We start from the raw sequence: 16,563 nt of genomic DNA on the forward strand, positions 1-16,563 counted from the left end.
GACCGCAATCCTTTGCGGAATCTTTCCGCAAGGGATTGCCGGTGTCCCGGGAACCCTGGTTGACTCCGGCCCATGACCGAACACGACCTGCTGGTGGTCGGCGGCGCCGGCGTGGACACCATCGTCCGGCTGGACCGCATCGAACTCCCGGACGCCGACTCCCGGTCCGTCCCGCCGATCCGCGACTACGTGGCGCACACCGGCAACGGCGTCGCTCTCGGGGCGCACCTGCTGGGCCTGCGCACCCACTTCCTGGACTTCCTCGGCGAGGATCCGCAGGCCGAGCTGATCCTGGCGGAGTACCGGCGCCGGGGCCTGGCGTTCAGCCACCTGGTCTCGCCCGATGGCACCCCGCGTTCGGTCAACCTGGTGGACGCGGGGGGCCGCCGGTTCTCCTTCTACGACGGCCGCCACCCGGCCGGGCTCCGGCTGCCCGCCGCCTTCTACCTGCCGCACCTGGAGCGCAGCCGCCACGTGCACCTCTCGATCACCGGCGTGAACCGGGACATGTACCCCGACATCCGGCGACTCGGCCTGACCAGCTCCACCGACCTGCACGACTGGGACGGCGTCAACCCGCACCACCGGCACTACGCGGTCAACTCCGACCTGGTCTTCCTGTCGGTGGCGGGCTGCCGGGGCCGGCACGAGCAGGTGATGCGGCAGATCCTCGCCGAGGGCCGGGCCGCGCTGGTCTCCGCCACCGACGGCGCGGACGGCAGCTACCTGCTCACCCGGGACCGGCCGGACACCGTGCACCACCTGCCCGCGGTGGACCCGGGCGGGCCGGTCGTGGACACCAACGGTGCGGGGGACGCCTACGTGACCGGCTTCCTGTACGGCTGGCTGGCCGGCCGGCCCGCGCTGGACTGCGCCCGGGCCGGATCGGTCGCCGGGGCGTACGCCTGCACCTCGGAGGGCACCCACACCGACTTCGTCACGCCCGAGCGGCTGGCGGCGGTGCTCGGCTGATCAGTCAGTGGTGTCGTCCGGGCTCAGCTCGATGTGACCGACCGCCAGGTCGGCCGCCACCCGGTGCTCCATGCCCAGGGCGGCCAGGAACTTGGCGGGCAGCTGAACCCGGCCGGTGCGGTCCAGCATCACGTACTCGCGCTCGCTGACCGTCTCCTGGCCGTGCTCGTCGGTCACCGTGCGGCGGAGTACCTCGCTGCTGGTGCGGCCGTCCCGGATCGCCACCGTACGGCGGACCTCGCCGGCCACCAGCGGGTCGTGGGTCACCACCACCACGGTGGTGCCGAGTTCGCGGTTGACGGTGCGGAACGCCTCGAAGATCCCGGTGGCCGTCTCCGAGTCCAGCTCGCCGGTGGGTTCGTCGGCGAGCAGCACCGCCGGGTCGTTGGCCAGCGCGACCGCGATCGCCACCCGCTGCTGCTGGCCGCCGGACAGCTCGGAGGGGCGCCGCTGGCCCAACTCGCCGATGTCCAGGGCCTCCAGGAGCTCGGCCACCCTGGCTCGCTGCCGGGTCGCGGCCCGGTGGCCCGAGCGCAGCTGCATCGGCAGCGCGACGTTCTGCGCGGCCGTCAGGAACGGCAGCAGGTTGCGGGCGGTCTGCTGCCAGATGAAGCCGACCACCTCGCGCCGGTAGCGCAGCCGGTCCTTGCCGGTCATGGTCAGCAGGTCGCAGCCCGCCACGGTGGCGCTGCCGGCGGTGGGGGTGTCCAGCCCGGCCAGCACGTTCAGCAGGGTGGACTTGCCGCTGCCGGAGGCGCCGACCAGGGCCACCAGGTCGCCCTGGGCCACCGTCAGGTCGAGTCCCTGGAGCGCCTGGACCTCGATCCCGTCCGTGCTGAAGATCCGGACCAGCCGTTCGCAGCTGATCGCCACGTCGGCCCGGACGGTCCGGGGGGCGGCGGCCAGCGCCTTGCGCTGGAGTTCGGCCAGGCTAGGGGGCGGTGTGGTCATCGGGTGTCTCCCGCTCGTAGCTCGGTGGTGATCTGCCGACGGGCGGTGACGGCGGCTTCGGCCAGCACCGCGAGGGAGGCCAGCAGTGCCAGCCCGAGGGTCTGTTCGAGGATGGGTGCGGCGGTGAGCCGGAGTCCGGTGGGGACTTCGGCGCCGACCAGGGGGGAGAGGTCGACGGCCGGGCCGAGCAGCAGGATGCAGCCGACCGAGGTCAGGGCTCCGCCGAGGGCGGCGAACAGTGCCTGGGGCAGTGCCTCGGCGAGGATCAGTGCCAGGCCCTGCCGGGGGCGCAGGCCCATGGTGCGCAGGCGGGCCAGCATCGCGGCGCGTTCGGGCCCGGCCCGGAACAGGGTGAGCAGGACGCAGAGCAGGGCGAACAGCGCCGTGGCGCCGACCGTGACCCAGAACAGCCGCTCGGCCGAGTTCTGCAGCGGGTCGTCGCCGAGGACCGCGACGGCTCCGGCGCTGGTCCGCACCAGGTGGCCCGGCCGGCCGCCGGCGTCGGGCTGGCCGAGGAACTCCTCGGCCAGCGCGCGCAGTCGGGTGTCGCTGAAGGTCCCGGTGGCCAGCCACCTGTTCGGGCCGCCGAGCCGGGGCAGCAGTTCGGTGGCCGGACCGGCCGGCAGCACCACGGTGGTGGCGGCCGTCCCGCTCAGGGCGGGGGTGCCGTCGGCGATGCCGACGGTGCGGATCGGCAGCGTCTCGCCCGTTCCCACCCGGACGTCGAACTCGCCCTCCGGCAGGTCACTGCTGATCAGGGCGGGCAGCCGCCGGCCCGGTGCCGTGGCGAGCAGGGCGGGGTCGAACCGGCCCCGCCCGGCGACCTCGGCCAGCTCGGCGTAGCCGACCGGGTCGGCCAGGACCACGCTGACCCGGACCGAACCGCCGCCGGCGATCGACAGGTTGGCGTCGTCCTCGATCCAGACCGGCACCGCGGTCCGCACCCCGGGCAGCCGACCGGCGGCCGTCACGAAGCCCGCCGACAGCGTGCCGTTCAGCTGGGCGTTGACCATCGCGTCGCCGCCGATGGAGTACCTGGCCACCGAGGTCCGGTTGGCGGCGACGGAGCTCAGGACGGTGGAGCCGACCGCGCCGCAGGTCACCGCGAGCACCAGGGCGAGCAGGGGCAGCACCGAGGGCCGCGAGCGCGGGCCGCTGCCCCGGGCGGCCCTGGCCAGGCCGAGGAAGGCGATCGCGCCGGGCCTGGGCCGGGCCCGCCGGGCCAGCAGCCCGATCAAGACGGGCTGGAGCCGGGCCAGCAGCAGCGCACCGGTCAGCGCGAGCAGCAGCGGGGCGGCGACCAGCAGCGGGTCGACCCCTTCGCCGAGCGGGGCCACCCCGCGTCGGGCGACCTGGGTGCAGGCGGTCACGGTGGCGGCCAGGACGGCGAGTTCGGCCATCAGGCGGCGGCGTCCGGCCTTGGCCTCGCCGGCCGGGCTGCGGAGCAGCAGGGCGGTGCGGACCGGGAAGGCCAGCAGGGGGAGCAGGGTGACCGAACCGGCCGCGACGGCGGCGGTCAGCCAGCGGGGGGTGGGCAGCAGGGTGAAGGCGAGCAGTGCGCCGAGTGCGGCGGCGGGGAGCACGGTCAGTGCCCCTTCGCCGAGCAGTCGTCGGCAGATCCCGCCGGTCCTTGCACCGCGGGCGCGGAGCAGCCGCAGCTCGGCCGTCCGCCGTTCGGCGGTCAGCGCCGCCGCGAGGCAGAGCAGCACGGCGGCCACCCCGGCGGCGCCGGCCGGGCCGATCGCGGTGACCGAGTCGATCGCGGACTGGCGCTCCCGGGCGGAGTCGATCGGGCTCCGCAGGTCGGAGGTGAGCCGCAGGCCGGGCCGCGCGGTCACGTAGGTCATCCGGGCGCCGATCGGTCCTGCGGTGACCGAGGCGAGGGCGAAGGAGGTCTTCCGCAGCTGGTCCGCCCGCAGCGCGTCCACGTCCACCGGCAGGCGCCAGAAGTCCTCGTCCCCGTTGCCCCAGCCGGCCAGGCGGGGCAGCGCCTCCGGGCCGGTCAGCCCGACGGTGAACCAGTACGCCTGCGGGGGGTTCCCCCGGCCCATGTCGCGCATGTTCTTGCACGCCTTGAGGGCACACCCGTCCCCGGCCCAGAACGCCTCGGACGGGTCGGCGGCCGTGTACACGCCGGTCAGCCGGGCCTGCTGCGGGCCCAGCCCCACGGCGTCGCCGTCGATCACCGAGCCGAGCTTGATCCCGATGGTCTCGGCGGCGCCCGCCGCCATGGCGATCTGGATCGGTTCCCCGGCGGCGGCGCCGCCCGGCCACTGACCGGCCGTCAGCCGGAGGTGGTCCCACGCCCCGCGCAGGTGCAGCAGGGCGAGCTCCGGCGGGATGGCCTCCGGCCGGGCCAGCGCGGGATCGGGCAGCACTCTCGGCTTGACGCCCCGGCGTCCGTACACCGGACCGCTCGGGTCGAGCGGGAGCACCGCGCCGACGGCGCCGGTGAGTTCGGCCAGGGTGGTGTCCAGCATCTTCGCCGGGTCCTCGCCCGGCGCCGGGCCCGAGGTGGCCCGCACGCTGGTGGTGAGCGGACCGTGCGAGTTCAGGAAGCCGTGCAGCGCGTCGTCCGCACTCCGGTCCAGCACCCGGGGCAGTGCGGCGGCCAGGAAGACCAGGGTCAGGGCCAGGGTGGCGGTGAGCAGGGCGGCCAGCGGCGCGGTGCGCAGCCGGGTACGGACCCAGGGGGCCGGGGTGCTCATTTCTCCTCCACGAACCGGAGCCGGGCAGCCACGTTCCGGCGGCGGCCGCCGACCAGGAAGGCGGACAGCAGCGGCAGGGCGGCGGTCCCGGCCGCCAGGGCCAGTACCTGACCGAGCGGCAGCCCGACCAGGACCTCGGGAATCGGCGGGTGGGCCGCCGGGGTGAGCACCAGCAAGGGGACCACCAGGTGCACCAGGACGGCTCCGAGCAGCAACCCGACCGCGGTGCCGATCGCGACCAGGACCACCAGCTCGGCGGCGGCGGTCCGGTTCAGCAGCCGTCGGGACGCGCCCAGCGCGAGCAGCACGGCCGACTCGCCGGCCCGTTCGGCCGCCGAGGCGGCCGAGGCGGCGGTGAAGCCGATGGCGGCCAGCACGGCGGCGGCCAGCGCCAGCGCGGCCAGCGCGCTCTGCGGGGCGGCGCTCAGCGGGTCACCGATCCGGGCGGCGGCGTCCTCCTCACGGAGCGTCAGCTGCTGGGCGGTCGGTCCGGACCGCAGCGCGGCGGCGGCCTCGGCCGGGGTGCGGTCACCGGGACCGGAGGCGGGCAGCCACCACTCGTTGACGGGCGGGGTTTCGGAGCCCCGGTCGCTCAGCCACCGGTCGGTGCGGGGCAGGTCGAGCAGCAGGGCGGTGGTGCCGTACACCGGCAGTGCCTCGACCGCGCCGGTGATCCGGACCGGCAGGTTGGCGCTGCCGACCTGGATCTTGATCAGGTCGCCGACCTTGGCGCCGATGGCCGTCAGGTAGCCGTGGGTGGCCAGGCCGTTGACGTCCGGGCCCGACCGGGTGCTGCCGGGGGCGAGCACCAGGCTGCGGCGGTTGTCGAACGGCGAGTAGGAGAGGGCCAGCATCGAGTCGGCGGTGGCCCCGCTGAGCACCTTCAGCGGGGGTTCGCCCTCGGCCGTCGCGGTCCAGGTGCCGGCGGGCGCCGGGACGGCGGTGGCGGGTCCGGTCGCGGTGTCGGAGACGGCGAGGCGACGGATCGTCAGCTCGCCGCCGCCCTCCCGCGAGCCGGTGGGGTGGACCAGCTCGAAGCCGGTCACGGTCAGCGGCGCGGCGACCGAGCCGAGCGGCGCGGCGGTCAGCGATCCCAGGTCCAGCGAGACGGTCTGCTCGCCCCGGGTCGGCAGCTGGGTGACCAGGATGCGGTGCGCCGCCCCGAAGCCGTCCCGCAGTTGGAGCCAGAGGTCGGGCGCCTGCAACGGCTCCGGCGGTGCGTCGGGGAAGAACACGTCCGCGTCCCTGGTGGGGCGGTCGGCGACCTGGACCGCCACGGTCAGGTCGATCCGGGCCGGCTTCCCGGGCAGCCGGAGCCCGGCCGGCTGCGGCTCGGAGAGCGGCGTGAACAGGTCCTTGGCCGACCGGTCGTCGAGCAGGTCGGACCGGACGGTCAGCTCGGTGGCCGCGCGAGCGGTGTCGGTCAGCAGCAGCCGGCCCGGCACGTCGCCCGGCAGGGACTGGTCGACCCGGGCCACCGGCAGCAGCCGGTCGCCGCCGGGCAGCTCCGCGTACCGGCCGCCCTGGCCCAGCGAGGGCAGTGCCGAGCCCCAGATCCGCAGCCCGCCCGCCGTGGCGAAGTCGGCCTGGTCGTGCTGCGAGTCGCGCCAGGCGGCGTGCTGGCCGAGGGCCAGGACACCGGTGGCGACCGCCAGCACCAGCAGCAGCACCGGACCGTTCGCCCGGCCCGGGCGGCGGGCCAGCTGCCAGCCGCCCAGCGCCGGGCCGAGGCCACGGCCCCGGGCGGCCAGCCCGGCCCCGATCCGGGCCACGAACGGCAGCAGCCGGAGCACCAGCAGGGTGCCGGCGCAGAGCGCCAGGGTGGGGGCCGCGACCAGCACCGGGTCGATGCCCAACTGGCCGTCGGCGTCCACCGAGAGGCCGCCGGTGCGGGCGCCGAGCTGCTGGTACGCGACCACGGCCAGGGCGAGCAGCGCCAGGTCTGCGCCGGAGCGGGCGACGGTGCTGACCACGGCCTGCCGACGGGACACCACCCGGCCGCCGTCGCCCCGGAGCACGGTGGGCAGCGCGGTGAGCGCGACGCAGACCAGCGCGCAGGCTCCGGCCACCGGCCAGCGGACGGCGGTGTCGGCGTGGTCCAGCGGCATCCCGGTCAGCGGGCCGTAGCTGGTCAGCAGCCGCAGCAGCGGTCCGGTCAGCAGCGGGGCGAACAGGGCGGCGGGCAGCGCGAGCAGCAGCGCCTCGACGGCCGTCCAGGCCGCCAGCCTGCGCCGGGTCGCGCCCCGGGCGGTGAGCAGGGCGTTCTCCCGGGCCTGACGCTCCGACACCAGGTGCACCACCAGCAGCAGGGCGGCCCCGGCCAGCACGGCCAGTTGGAGCGCCCCGATCAGCAGGGTGGACCTGGTGACCAGCGTCGCCGAATGCAACTCCGCCAGCAGGACGGGCAGTTCGGTCTGCAGCTGGGCGCCGGGGGCATGCTGCTTGACCAGCTCGGGCAGTTGTCCGGCCCGGGTCCTGAGCCGGTCGACCCGTTCCGGGTCGGCGGTGCCGAAGTCGGCGGTCAGCAGCGAGGTCCGGCTGTCCTGCGGCAGCAGGCCGGTGGTGAAGACGCTGTCGTCCACCAGCATCGGCCCGTAGGTGGTGAAACCCCTGACCTGGATCTCGCGGCCACCGAGCGGGTCGAGCCGCCAGTAGGGCGCGTCCCGGTCGGCGGCTCGGTAGACGCCGGTGACCTGGACGGTGAGCGGGCGGCCGCCGTACCGGTCGGAGACGGTGACCTGGGCCGGCAGCGCGTTCGCGGTCAGGCCGAGCCGGGCCAGCGCGCTCTGCGGTACGGCGGTCTGGACCGTCCCGGTGGTCCCCGCGTTCGCGGCGGTGCCGGTGGCGGAGGGCCACTGACCGGCCGTCAGCCTCAGGTGGCTCCGGTCCAGCGCGGCCAGCACGGTCAGGTCCACCTCGCGGGTGGGGCTCGGCAGGCCGGGCAGCCCGTACGGGCGGCTGCGGGCGAGGGTCTGCAGGGTGACCGGCAGACCCTCGAACAGCGCCCCGCCGAGGGCGGTCGCCCCGGCGTCGTCCGCGGCCCTGGCGTCCAGCCCGTGGTTGGCGCTCAGCAGGAGGTCGACGCGGCTGCCGCCGTCCAGATTTCGCCGTAGTCCGGCCTCGGCCACGGTGCGGTTGAACGCCACCAGCGTGGTCAGCACCGTGGTGGCGATCAGCACCGTGAACAGCACCGCAGCCGCCAGCGGCAGTCGGCCGCGCAGTCGTCGCAGGACAAAGCCGAACATGTGTATTTCCCCCCGTTCCGGCCGCCCTGTACCGGATAGCGGACGACTCTGTCAGATTCGAACAAGAAGTGGAAGGGCCTTGCGCGAACCATGTCCGAGGTGAGCAGAATCGGGCATCGTCATACTGCAACGCGCGCTCGGGGGACAGCACTGATGACCGAAACACCTTCGCCCATGGTCGTGGTCGAGGATCTGCGGCGCAGTTTCGGCGCCGAGCCACGTACGGTGCACGCGCTGCGCGGGGTCTCCTTCACCGCCGCGCGGGGTGAACTCACCGCGCTCAAGGGCCGATCGGGCTCCGGCAAGACCACCCTGCTCAACCTGGTCGGCGGTCTCGACACCCCGACCAGCGGCCGGATCTCGCTCGACGGCAGCGACCTCTCCGGCCTCGACGAGGCGGGCCGGCTGGCGCTGCGCCGGGACCGGATCGGCTTCGTCTTCCAGTCCTTCGGCCTGCTGCCGGTGCTCACCGCCGCCGAGAACGTCGGTGTCCCGATGCGGCTGCGCAAGCTCCCGGCGGCCGAACGCGAGGAGCGGGTCCGCACCCTGCTCGCCTTGGTCGGGCTGGCCGACCAGGCCGACCAGCGGCCGGCCGAACTCTCCGGTGGTCAGCAGCAGCGGGTGGCGATCGCCCGCGCCCTGGCCAACGACCCGGCCCTGATCATCGCGGACGAGCCCACCGGCCAACTCGACTCCGAGACCGGCCTCGCGGTGATGGAGCTGCTCCGCGCGGTGGTGCACTCCCAGGGCGTCACCGCCCTGGTCGCCACCCACGACCCGACCCTGATGGCACAGGCCGACCGGGTGGTCTCGCTGCACGACGGGCGGATCGTGGACTGAGGCGACCGGCGTTCCGCGGCGGGGCCGTCGGGTGGCGGTCGCAGAATTCTCACCGCACTCCCAGCGAAAGATCACCCGATCTCCAGCTCGGCAGCCCATAGTCGAACCGAACCTCATCGACTGAACCGACTGGCCGGGCCGGCCGTGACGCTGGGAGCGCCTCCATGACCACCGCGCACCGACTCGCGGTCGGCACACTGATCGCCGCCCTGGTGGCCGTCTCGCCGGCCGCCGCCCGGTCCACCACGCCGTCCTCCGCCCGGCGGGCCGGGCCCAGCGCTGCCCCGGCTCCGGTCGTCCCGCCGGTCGCGGAGAGCCCGGTCGCTCCGCCGCCCGCGGCCGCTCCCGTCCCCACGGCCGATCCGGCTCCCGCCGCCGTCGTCCCGCCGGACGCCCCGGTGCCGGTCGACGGCGATGACGACGCCGACGAGGACACCGCCGACGACCCCGCGCCGGCCGCAGCGCCGGTCGCCGCCGCCCCGTCACCCAGCCGGAAGCCCTCGGCCCCCGCTCCGTCGTCCGCCCCGGTCCCGTCGGCCACGCCCACCCCGTCGGCCACCCTGCCCTCGGGCCTCGGCACCACCGCCACCGCCCCGGCCACCACCGAATCCGCCCGCGTCGGCGCCCTGTTCACCGACGGCCACCACTTCTGCACGGCGAGCGTGGTGGACAGCCCGAGCGGCACCTTCGCCCTCACCGCCGCCCACTGCCTGTCCTCGGCCACCGGCGTCACCTTCGCCCCCGGCTACCGCAACGGAAGTGCCCCGTACGGGACCTGGCAGGTCACCGCGGTCCACACCAGCGAGGGCTGGCAGCAGGACCGGGACCCCGACGAGGACTACGCCCTGCTGGAGATCGCCCCCGATGCCGGCGGCCGCACCGTCCAGGCCACGGTCGGCGGCAACCCGATCGGCTTCGGTGCCTCGCCCACCGCCACCGCCCGGCTGTACGGCTACCCCAGCCGCAGCGACGCCCCCATCCTCTGCACCGCCCCCACCACCGCCCAGTCCGCCCACCAACGCCGGATCGACTGCCCCGACTTCCCGGGCGGCACCAGCGGCGGCCCGTTCGTCGAAGCCGGCACCGGCCACGTGATCGGCGTCATCGGCGGCTACCAGGAGGGCGGCGACACCGAGGACATCTCCTACGCCGCCACCTTCGGCGACACCCTGGCCGCCCTCTTCACCAAGGCCACCACCGGCTGACCCGCACCACCCCACGGCCCGGCACCATCCTGGACATGACGAAGGCCCAAGCTGACCGATGGTCAACTTGGGCCTTTGCAGCACCTCTTGCGAAGTGCCCCCGGCAGGATTCGAACCTGCGCACCCGCCTCCGGAGGGCGGTGCTCTATCCCCTGAGCTACGGGGGCCTGCTTGGTGTCCCGCGGTGGCGACGTGGAGAACATTACCAGGCCGGGGGAGTGGTCCGTGCACGGGTTTCGGGGGTGGGTCGGCCGGGTGCGGACGGAAGTCGGGAAAGGCCGGACGGGTGGGTGGGTGCGCGGCTACCCTCGGTGAGGTGTCCGGAGCGCCCGGGCGGGTCCTCGTGGTGGACGACAGCGAGGTGATCCGCCAGCTGATCAGAGTCAACCTGGAGCTCGAGGGCTTCGAGGTGGTGACGGCTGCCGATGGCGCGGAGTGCCTGGAGGTGGTCCGCCGGGTGGCGCCCGACGTGGTGACGCTCGACGTGATGATGCCGAGGCTGGACGGGCTCAGGACGGCGGCCCGGCTGCGGGCGGCGCCGGCGACCAGACGGCTGCCGATCGCGATCGTGAGCGCCTGCGCGCCGGCCGAGCTGCGACAGGGCGAGTCGGTGGGCGTGGACGGGTACCTCGGGAAGCCGTTCGACCCGGCCGACCTGGTGGCGCTGGTCCGGCGGCTGATGCTGCTGAGCCGGCGGGACGCCCCGCGGCAGCGGTTCGCCTACGGGTTCGGCGGCGGCTTCGATCCGGGCATGGAGCTGGGTGAGAGCGGCTAACGTTCGCCCAGAGCGAACATCGGCACCCGAAAGCCGCAGCACGCCCGTCTCAACGGGTAAACCGGGTGCGGTCGCCCACCGCCTCTCGCCTAGGCTGGGGCGCGTGACACCCGCAGAGCTTTCCCAGGCAGTCCAGGCCGCAGTGAGCGCCGCCGTCGAGGCGGGCGAGCTGACCGTCGCCGTGCCCGAGCACGTGACGATCGAGCGCCCCAAGAACAGGGACCACGGCGACTACGCCACCAACGTGGCCCTCCAGCTCGCGAAGGCGGCCGGCAAGCCGCCGCGAGCCATTGCGGAGATCCTGTCCGCGCGCCTGCGAGAGATCGCCGGGGTGTCGAAGGTGGACATCGCCGGTCCGGGCTTCCTCAACATCACGCTGGACGCCGCCACCCAGGGTGAGCTGGCCCGCACCATCGTCGAGGCGGGCCCGGCGTACGGCCGGAACGAGGCGCTCAAGGGCCTCAAGATCAACCTTGAGTTCGTCTCCGCCAACCCGACCGGCCCGATCCACATCGGCGGCGTCCGCTGGGCCGCCGTCGGCGACTCGCTGGCCCGGGTGCTCCGGGCCACCGGCGCCGAGGTCACCACCGAGTACTACCTGAACGACGCCGGCGTGCAGATCGGCAAGTTCGCCGCCTCGCTGCAGGCCGCCGCGAACGGCCGGCCCGCGCCGGAGGACGGCTACGTGGGCGAGTACATCGTCGACATCGCCAAGGCCCTGGTGGCCGGCGTGCCGGGTGTCCTCGACCTGCCCGAGGACGAGCAGCTCAAGGTCTTCCGGGCCGAGGGCCTCAAGCTGATGGTCGCCGAGATCAAGCGCTCGATGGACGAGTTCGGCACCCACTTCGACGTCTGGTTCTCCGAGAAGTCGCTGCACGACTCGGGCGCCGTCGAGAAGGCGATCGAGCGGCTGCGCGAGCAGGGCCACGTCTTCGACCAGGAGGGCGCGATCTGGCTGCGCACCACCGACTTCGGGGACGACAAGGACCGGGTGCTGGTCAAGGCCGACGGCGAGACCACCTACTTCGCCGCCGACGCCGCCTACTACCTGAGCAAGCGGGACCGGGGCAGCGAGGTCTCGGTCTACATGCTCGGCGCGGACCACCACGGCTACGTCAACCGGCTGAAGGCCATCGCGGCCTGCGCGGGCGACGACATGGACCGCAACATCGAGGTCAAGATCGGCCAGTTCGTCAAGATGGTCCGGGATGGTGAGGAGGTCCGGATGTCGAAGCGGGCCGGCAACATCATCACCATCGACGACGTGATCGACTGGATCGGCGTGGACGCGGCCCGGTACACCCTGGCCCGGTCGTCCACCGACTCCACCATCACGCTCGACATCAACCTGCTGACCCGCCAGGCCAACGAGAACCCGGTCTTCTACGTGCAGTACGCACACACCCGGATGTGCGGCGTGCAGCGCAAGGCGGCCGAGCGGGGCATCGCCAAGTCCGCCGACTTCAAGCCGGAGTTGCTGAGCACCGAGTGGGAGTCCACCCTGCTCGGCCAGCTCGGCGAGTTCCCCCGGGTGCTGGCCAAGGCCGGCGAGCACCGCGAGCCCCACCACGTGGCCCGCTACCTGGAGGATCTGGCCGGCGACTACCACCGGTTCTACGACCACTGCCAGATCCTGCCCAAGGGCGACGAGCCCGTCACCGACCTGACGCACGCCCGGCTCTGGCTGGCCGACGCCACGCGCACGGTCATCGCCAACGGGCTCACGCTGCTGGGCGTATCGACGCCCGAGCGGATGTAGTCGCCAACCCCCAAGCGCCCCGGGGGCGGTGACGGTCCGTCAGGACACGTCACCGCCCCTACTCGTAAGGACACCACGATGAGCCGCTCCGCCCACCCCGCCGGCCCCCGTCACGGCGACGTACTGCCCGAGGGCCACTACCTCGCCCCGCCGAGCGACCTGAACGCGCTCGACCCCAAGGTCTGGTCCCACACGGTCACCCGCGATGCCGAGGGCGTCGTCACGGTCGGTGGCCTCGACGTCAAGGCGCTGGCCGCCGAGTTCGGCACCCCGGCGTACGTCATGGACGAGGCCGACTTCCGGGCCAGGGCCCGCGCCTGGCGGGACGCGTTCGGCGAGGGCGCCGACGTCTACTACGCGGGCAAGGCGTTCCTCTCCAAGGCGATCGTCCGCTGGTTGCACGAGGAGGGGCTCAACCTCGACGTGTGCAGCGCGGGCGAGTTGGCGGTCGCGCTGGCCGCCGGTATGCCGGGCGAGCGGATCGCGCTGCACGGCAACAACAAGTCGCCGGACGAGCTGGAGCAGGCGGTCAAGGCGGGCGTCGGCCACATCGTGGTCGACTCGTACCAGGAGATCGACCGGCTGGCCGCGATCGCGGCGGCCCAGGGTGTCCGGCAGCCGGTGCTGATCCGAGTGACGGTCGGCGTCGAGGCGCACACCCACGAGTTCATCGCCACCGCGCACGAGGACCAGAAGTTCGGCCTGTCGCTGAGCGGCGGAAGGGCGGCCGAGGCGGTCCGCCGCACCCTCGCGCACCCCAGCCTCGAACTGCGCGGCATCCACTCGCACATCGGCTCGCAGATCTTCGACACGGCCGGCTTCGAGGTGGCCGCCCGCCGGGTGGTCGGACTGCTGGTGCAGGTCAGGGACGAGCACGGGGTGGAGCTGCCGGAGATCGACCTCGGCGGCGGCCTGGGCATCGCGTACACCAGCGAGGACGACCCGCGCGAGCCCGCCGAGATCGCCGCCTCGCTGGCCGAGATCGTCCGCCGGGAGTGCGCCGCCGCCAGCCTGAACGCACCGAGGCTGAGCGTCGAGCCGGGCCGGGCGATCGTCGGCCCGACCGCGTTCACGCTGTACGAGGTCGGTACGATCAAGCCGCTCGACGGACTGCGCACCTATGTCAGCGTGGACGGCGGTATGTCGGACAACATCCGCACCGCGCTCTACGACGCCGAGTACTCCGTCGCCCTCGTCTCGCGCACCAGCGAGGCCGAGCCGATGCTGGTCCGGGTGGTCGGCAAGCACTGCGAGTCCGGCGACATCGTGGTCCGGGACGCCTTCCTGCCCGCCGACCTGACGCCGGGCGACCTGATCGCGGTCCCCGCGACCGGGGCGTACTGCCGCTCGATGGCGAGCAACTACAACCACGCCCTCAAGCCCCCGGTGCTCGCCGTCCTGGACGGTGCGGCCCGGGTGATCGTCCGCCGCGAGACGGAGGAGGATCTCCTGCGGCTCGATATCGGATGAGGAAATTCTCGTCTCAGATGATGGACCGGCCGTAGATTCGTGCGGCTGGTCCCGGAGACTGGTACGGACCGAATACCCTGCGGGCGGCGAATACCGCCAACGAATGAGCCCGCCGGAAAACCCGAGAAAGCAGAGCGGAGTCGGATGATGCGTACGCGCCCGCTGAAGGTGGCGTTGCTGGGCTGTGGTGTGGTGGGCTCCGAGGTGGCGCGCATCATGACGACGGACGCCGCCGACCTCGCCGCGCGGATCGGCGCTCCGGTCGAGCTCGTCGGGGTCGCGGTCCGCCGGGCCGGCCGGGCCCGCGCCGGGGTCCCCGAGCACCTGATCACCACCGACGCCGAGGCCCTGGTGAACCGCGGCGACATCGACGTGGTGATCGAGGTGGTGGGCGGCATCGAGCCGTCCAAGCACCTGATCCTGAGCGCCTTCGCGAACGGCGCCTCGGTGGTCTCCGCCAACAAGGCGCTGCTGGCCAAGGACGGCGCCGAGCTGCACGCCGCCGCTGCCGCCGCGGGCGTGGACCTCTACTACGAGGCCGCCGTCGCCGGGGCCATCCCGCTGCTCCGCCCGCTCCGCGAGTCGCTCGCCGGGGACAAGGTGAACCGGGTGCTCGGCATCGTCAACGGCACCACCAACTTCATCATGGACAAGATGGACTCCACCGGCGCCGGGTACTCCGAGGCGCTGGAGGAGGCCACCGCGCTCGGTTACGCCGAGGCCGACCCGACCGCCGACGTGGAGGGCTTCGACGCCGCCGCGAAGGCCGCCATCCTGGCCGGGATCGCCTTCCACACCAAGGTGACCGCCGCCGACGTCTACCGCGAGGGCATCACCGAGGTGACCGCCGCCGACATCGCCTCCGCCAAGGAGATGGGCTGCGTGGTCAAGCTGCTGGCGATCTGCGAGCGGGCCGCCGACGGCGAGTCGGTCACCGCCCGGGTGCACCCGGCGATGCTGCCGCTGACCCACCCGCTGGCCTCCGTCCGCGAGGCGTACAACGCGGTCTTCGTGGAGGCCGAGGCGGCCGGCCGGCTGATGTTCTACGGCCCCGGTGCCGGTGGCGCGCCGACCGCCTCCGCGGTGCTCGGCGACCTGGTCGCGGTCTGCCGCAACAAGGTCAACGGCACCACCGGCCCCGGCGACTCGGTGTACACCCAGCTCCCGGCCAAGCCGATGGACCAGGTGATCACCCGGTACCACGTCAGCCTGGACGTGGACGACCGCGCGGGCGTGCTGGCCCAGGTGGCCTCCGTCTTCGCCGAGCACGGGGTCTCCATCGACACCGTGCGCCAGCAGGGCCGAAGTGTAGGCAGCGGCGACGAAGTCGCCTCGGTCGAGGGTGGTGGCGGGCGACGGGCGGGCGACGCCTCGCTCGTCGTGGTCACCCACCGCGCCACCGACGCCGCGCTGTCGGCGACGGTCGACAAGCTCCGCGCGCTCGACAGCGTGCGGGACGTGGCCAGCATCATGCGGGTTGAAGGGGAGTAGGTAGCACCATGAACGCCGTCATCCAGAGCGGTCGTACCCACCAGTGGCGCGGCCTCATCGAGGAGTACCGCGACCGCCTGCCGGTCTCCGCCGCCACCCCCGTGGTCACCCTGCTCGAGGGCGGTACGCCGCTCGTGCCCGCGCAGGTGCTCTCCGAGCGCACCGGCTGCGAGGTCTACCTCAAGGTCGAGGGCGCCAACCCGACCGGGTCCTTCAAGGACCGCGGCATGACGATGGCGATCTCCAAGGCCAAGGAGGACGGCGCCCAGGCCGTCATCTGCGCCTCCACCGGCAACACCTCGGCCTCCGCCGCGGCGTACGCGGTGCGGGCCGGCATGGTCTCCGCCGTGCTGGTGCCGCAGGGCAAGATCGCGCTGGGCAAGATGGGCCAGGCCCTGGTGCACGGCGCGAAGATCCTCCAGGTGGACGGAAACTTCGACGACTGCCTCACCCTTGCGCGTGAACTCTCCGAGAAGTACCCGGTGGCGCTGGTCAACTCGGTGAACCCGGTCCGGATCGAGGGCCAGAAGACCGCCGCCTTCGAGATCGTCGACATGCTCGGCGACGCCCCCGACATCCACGTCCTCCCGGTCGGCAACGCGGGCAACATCACCGCCTACTGGAAGGGCTACACCGAGTACGCGAAGGACGGTCTGGCCGACCGCACGCCGCGGATGTGGGGCTTCCAGGCCTCCGGCTCGGCCCCGATCGTGGACGGTGCGCCGGTGCTCAAGCCGCAGACCATCGCCACCGCGATCCGGATCGGCAACCCGGCGTCCTGGGACTACGCGATCGCCGCGCGGGACGACTCGGGCGGCCTGATCGACAAGGTGACGGATCGTCAGATCCTGTCCGCCTACCGGCTGCTGGCCGCGCAGGAGGGTGTCTTCGTGGAGCCCGCCTCGGCCGCCTCGGTGGCCGGCCTGCTGGCCAAGGCGGAGGCCGGCCTGGTCGACCCGGGCCAGCGGATCGTCTGCACCGTGACCGGCAACGGCCTCAAGGACCCGGACTGGGCGGTGGCCGGCGCGCCGCAGCCGCAGATCGTGCCGATCGACCCGGAGACGGCCGCCCGCCGCCTCGGGCTGTTGGACTGACGAGTTGTCAACAAGCGGGCCGACTCTTTCGGGGGTCGGCCCGACTTGTTTGC

Annotated in this window: 11 protein-coding genes and 1 tRNA gene; 8 read left to right on the forward strand and 4 right to left on the reverse strand. The window is 73.6% G+C overall.

Going from position 1 to position 16,563, the window contains the following annotated elements; all coding sequences use genetic code 11:
* Positions 1 to 72 precede the first annotated feature (72 nt).
* The gene (locus ACIRPK_RS08720) at positions 73 to 972 is read left to right on the forward strand and encodes a carbohydrate kinase family protein (RefSeq protein WP_403034938.1); all 900 of its coding nucleotides are present in this window, start codon (positions 73 to 75) and stop codon (positions 970 to 972) included.
* Here ACIRPK_RS08720 and ACIRPK_RS08725 read toward each other — a convergent pair whose 3' ends face one another.
* The 3 genes from ACIRPK_RS08725 to ACIRPK_RS08735 are packed head-to-tail and all read right to left on the reverse strand — an operon-like array spanning position 973 to position 7,876.
* Positions 973 to 1,923, reverse strand: coding sequence for an ABC transporter ATP-binding protein (locus ACIRPK_RS08725; protein WP_403034940.1), 951 nt, complete (start codon positions 1,921 to 1,923; stop codon positions 973 to 975).
* Positions 1,920 to 4,631 carry a hypothetical protein gene (locus tag ACIRPK_RS08730; protein ID WP_403034943.1) on the reverse strand — a complete coding sequence of 904 codons (2,712 nt, stop codon included), beginning with the start codon at positions 4,629 to 4,631 and terminating at the stop codon, positions 1,920 to 1,922. The genes ACIRPK_RS08725 and ACIRPK_RS08730 overlap by 4 nt, the downstream gene beginning before the upstream one ends.
* Entirely contained in the window at positions 4,628 to 7,876 is a 3,249-nt protein-coding gene (locus ACIRPK_RS08735) for an FtsX-like permease family protein (RefSeq protein WP_403034946.1), read from the reverse strand. Before ACIRPK_RS08735 ends, ACIRPK_RS08730 begins: the two co-directional genes overlap by 4 nt.
* A gap of 153 nt (positions 7,877 to 8,029) precedes the next feature.
* Between ACIRPK_RS08735 and ACIRPK_RS08740 the strand changes: the two genes are divergently transcribed.
* Both ACIRPK_RS08740 and ACIRPK_RS08745 read left to right on the forward strand, forming a co-directional pair.
* A complete protein-coding gene (locus ACIRPK_RS08740) occupies positions 8,030 to 8,716 on the forward strand; it encodes an ABC transporter ATP-binding protein (protein ID WP_403034949.1) in 687 nt (228 codons plus the stop codon).
* Positions 8,717 to 8,880: 164 nt separating this feature from the next.
* Positions 8,881 to 9,921 (forward strand): trypsin-like serine peptidase, encoded by a 1,041-nt coding sequence (locus tag ACIRPK_RS08745; protein ID WP_403034952.1) that lies wholly within the window; start codon positions 8,881 to 8,883, stop codon positions 9,919 to 9,921.
* 95 nt (positions 9,922 to 10,016) lie between these two features.
* Here ACIRPK_RS08745 and ACIRPK_RS08750 read toward each other — a convergent pair.
* Positions 10,017 to 10,088, reverse strand: a tRNA-Arg gene (locus tag ACIRPK_RS08750).
* A 149-nt stretch (positions 10,089 to 10,237) separates the two neighbouring features.
* Here ACIRPK_RS08750 and ACIRPK_RS08755 point away from each other — a divergent pair.
* The 5 genes from ACIRPK_RS08755 to thrC all read left to right on the forward strand — a co-directional run bounded on the left by ACIRPK_RS08755 (position 10,238) and on the right by thrC (position 16,510).
* A complete protein-coding gene (locus ACIRPK_RS08755; protein WP_403034955.1) occupies positions 10,238 to 10,696 on the forward strand; it encodes a response regulator in 459 nt (152 codons plus the stop codon).
* Positions 10,697 to 10,799: 103 nt separating this feature from the next.
* Positions 10,800 to 12,455: an arginine--tRNA ligase gene (gene argS, locus ACIRPK_RS08760; RefSeq protein ID WP_403034958.1), complete on the forward strand. Its 1,656-nt coding sequence runs from the start codon at positions 10,800 to 10,802 to the stop codon at positions 12,453 to 12,455.
* Between the two features lie 78 nt (positions 12,456 to 12,533).
* Positions 12,534 to 13,925, forward strand: a complete 1,392-nt coding sequence (gene lysA, locus ACIRPK_RS08765) for a diaminopimelate decarboxylase (RefSeq protein ID WP_403034960.1) — start codon at positions 12,534 to 12,536, stop codon at positions 13,923 to 13,925.
* 144 nt (positions 13,926 to 14,069) lie between these two features.
* Complete coding sequence (locus ACIRPK_RS08770) at positions 14,070 to 15,416, forward strand: homoserine dehydrogenase (RefSeq protein ID WP_403034962.1); 1,347 nt, start codon at positions 14,070 to 14,072, stop codon at positions 15,414 to 15,416.
* Positions 15,417 to 15,424: 8 nt separating this feature from the next.
* Entirely contained in the window at positions 15,425 to 16,510 is a 1,086-nt protein-coding gene (thrC, locus tag ACIRPK_RS08775; RefSeq protein WP_403034963.1) for a threonine synthase, read from the forward strand.
* Positions 16,511 to 16,563: the final 53 nt, after the last annotated feature.

Origin of the sequence: Kitasatospora sp. NPDC101801, assembly GCF_044766665.1 — a bacterium.
Lineage (GTDB): Bacteria > Actinomycetota > Actinomycetes > Streptomycetales > Streptomycetaceae > Kitasatospora.

What these genes read in the sequence shown, in the direction of transcription:
- ACIRPK_RS08720 (WP_403034938.1), top strand. Translation starts at nt 73, where the DNA reads ATGACCGAACACGACCTGCTGGTGGTCGGCGGCGCCGGCGTGGACACC.
- ACIRPK_RS08730 (WP_403034943.1), bottom strand. Translation starts at nt 4,631, where the DNA reads ATGAGCACCCCGGCCCCCTGGGTCCGTACCCGGCTGCGCACCGCGCCG.
- ACIRPK_RS08745 (WP_403034952.1), top strand. Translation starts at nt 8,881, where the DNA reads ATGACCACCGCGCACCGACTCGCGGTCGGCACACTGATCGCCGCCCTG.
- ACIRPK_RS08725 (WP_403034940.1), bottom strand. Translation starts at nt 1,923, where the DNA reads ATGACCACACCGCCCCCTAGCCTGGCCGAACTCCAGCGCAAGGCGCTG.
- ACIRPK_RS08770 (WP_403034962.1), top strand. Translation starts at nt 14,070, where the DNA reads ATGATGCGTACGCGCCCGCTGAAGGTGGCGTTGCTGGGCTGTGGTGTG.
- ACIRPK_RS08735 (WP_403034946.1), bottom strand. Translation starts at nt 7,876, where the DNA reads ATGTTCGGCTTTGTCCTGCGACGACTGCGCGGCCGACTGCCGCTGGCG.
- lysA (WP_403034960.1), top strand. Translation starts at nt 12,534, where the DNA reads ATGAGCCGCTCCGCCCACCCCGCCGGCCCCCGTCACGGCGACGTACTG.
- thrC (WP_403034963.1), top strand. Translation starts at nt 15,425, where the DNA reads ATGAACGCCGTCATCCAGAGCGGTCGTACCCACCAGTGGCGCGGCCTC.
- ACIRPK_RS08740 (WP_403034949.1), top strand. Translation starts at nt 8,030, where the DNA reads ATGACCGAAACACCTTCGCCCATGGTCGTGGTCGAGGATCTGCGGCGC.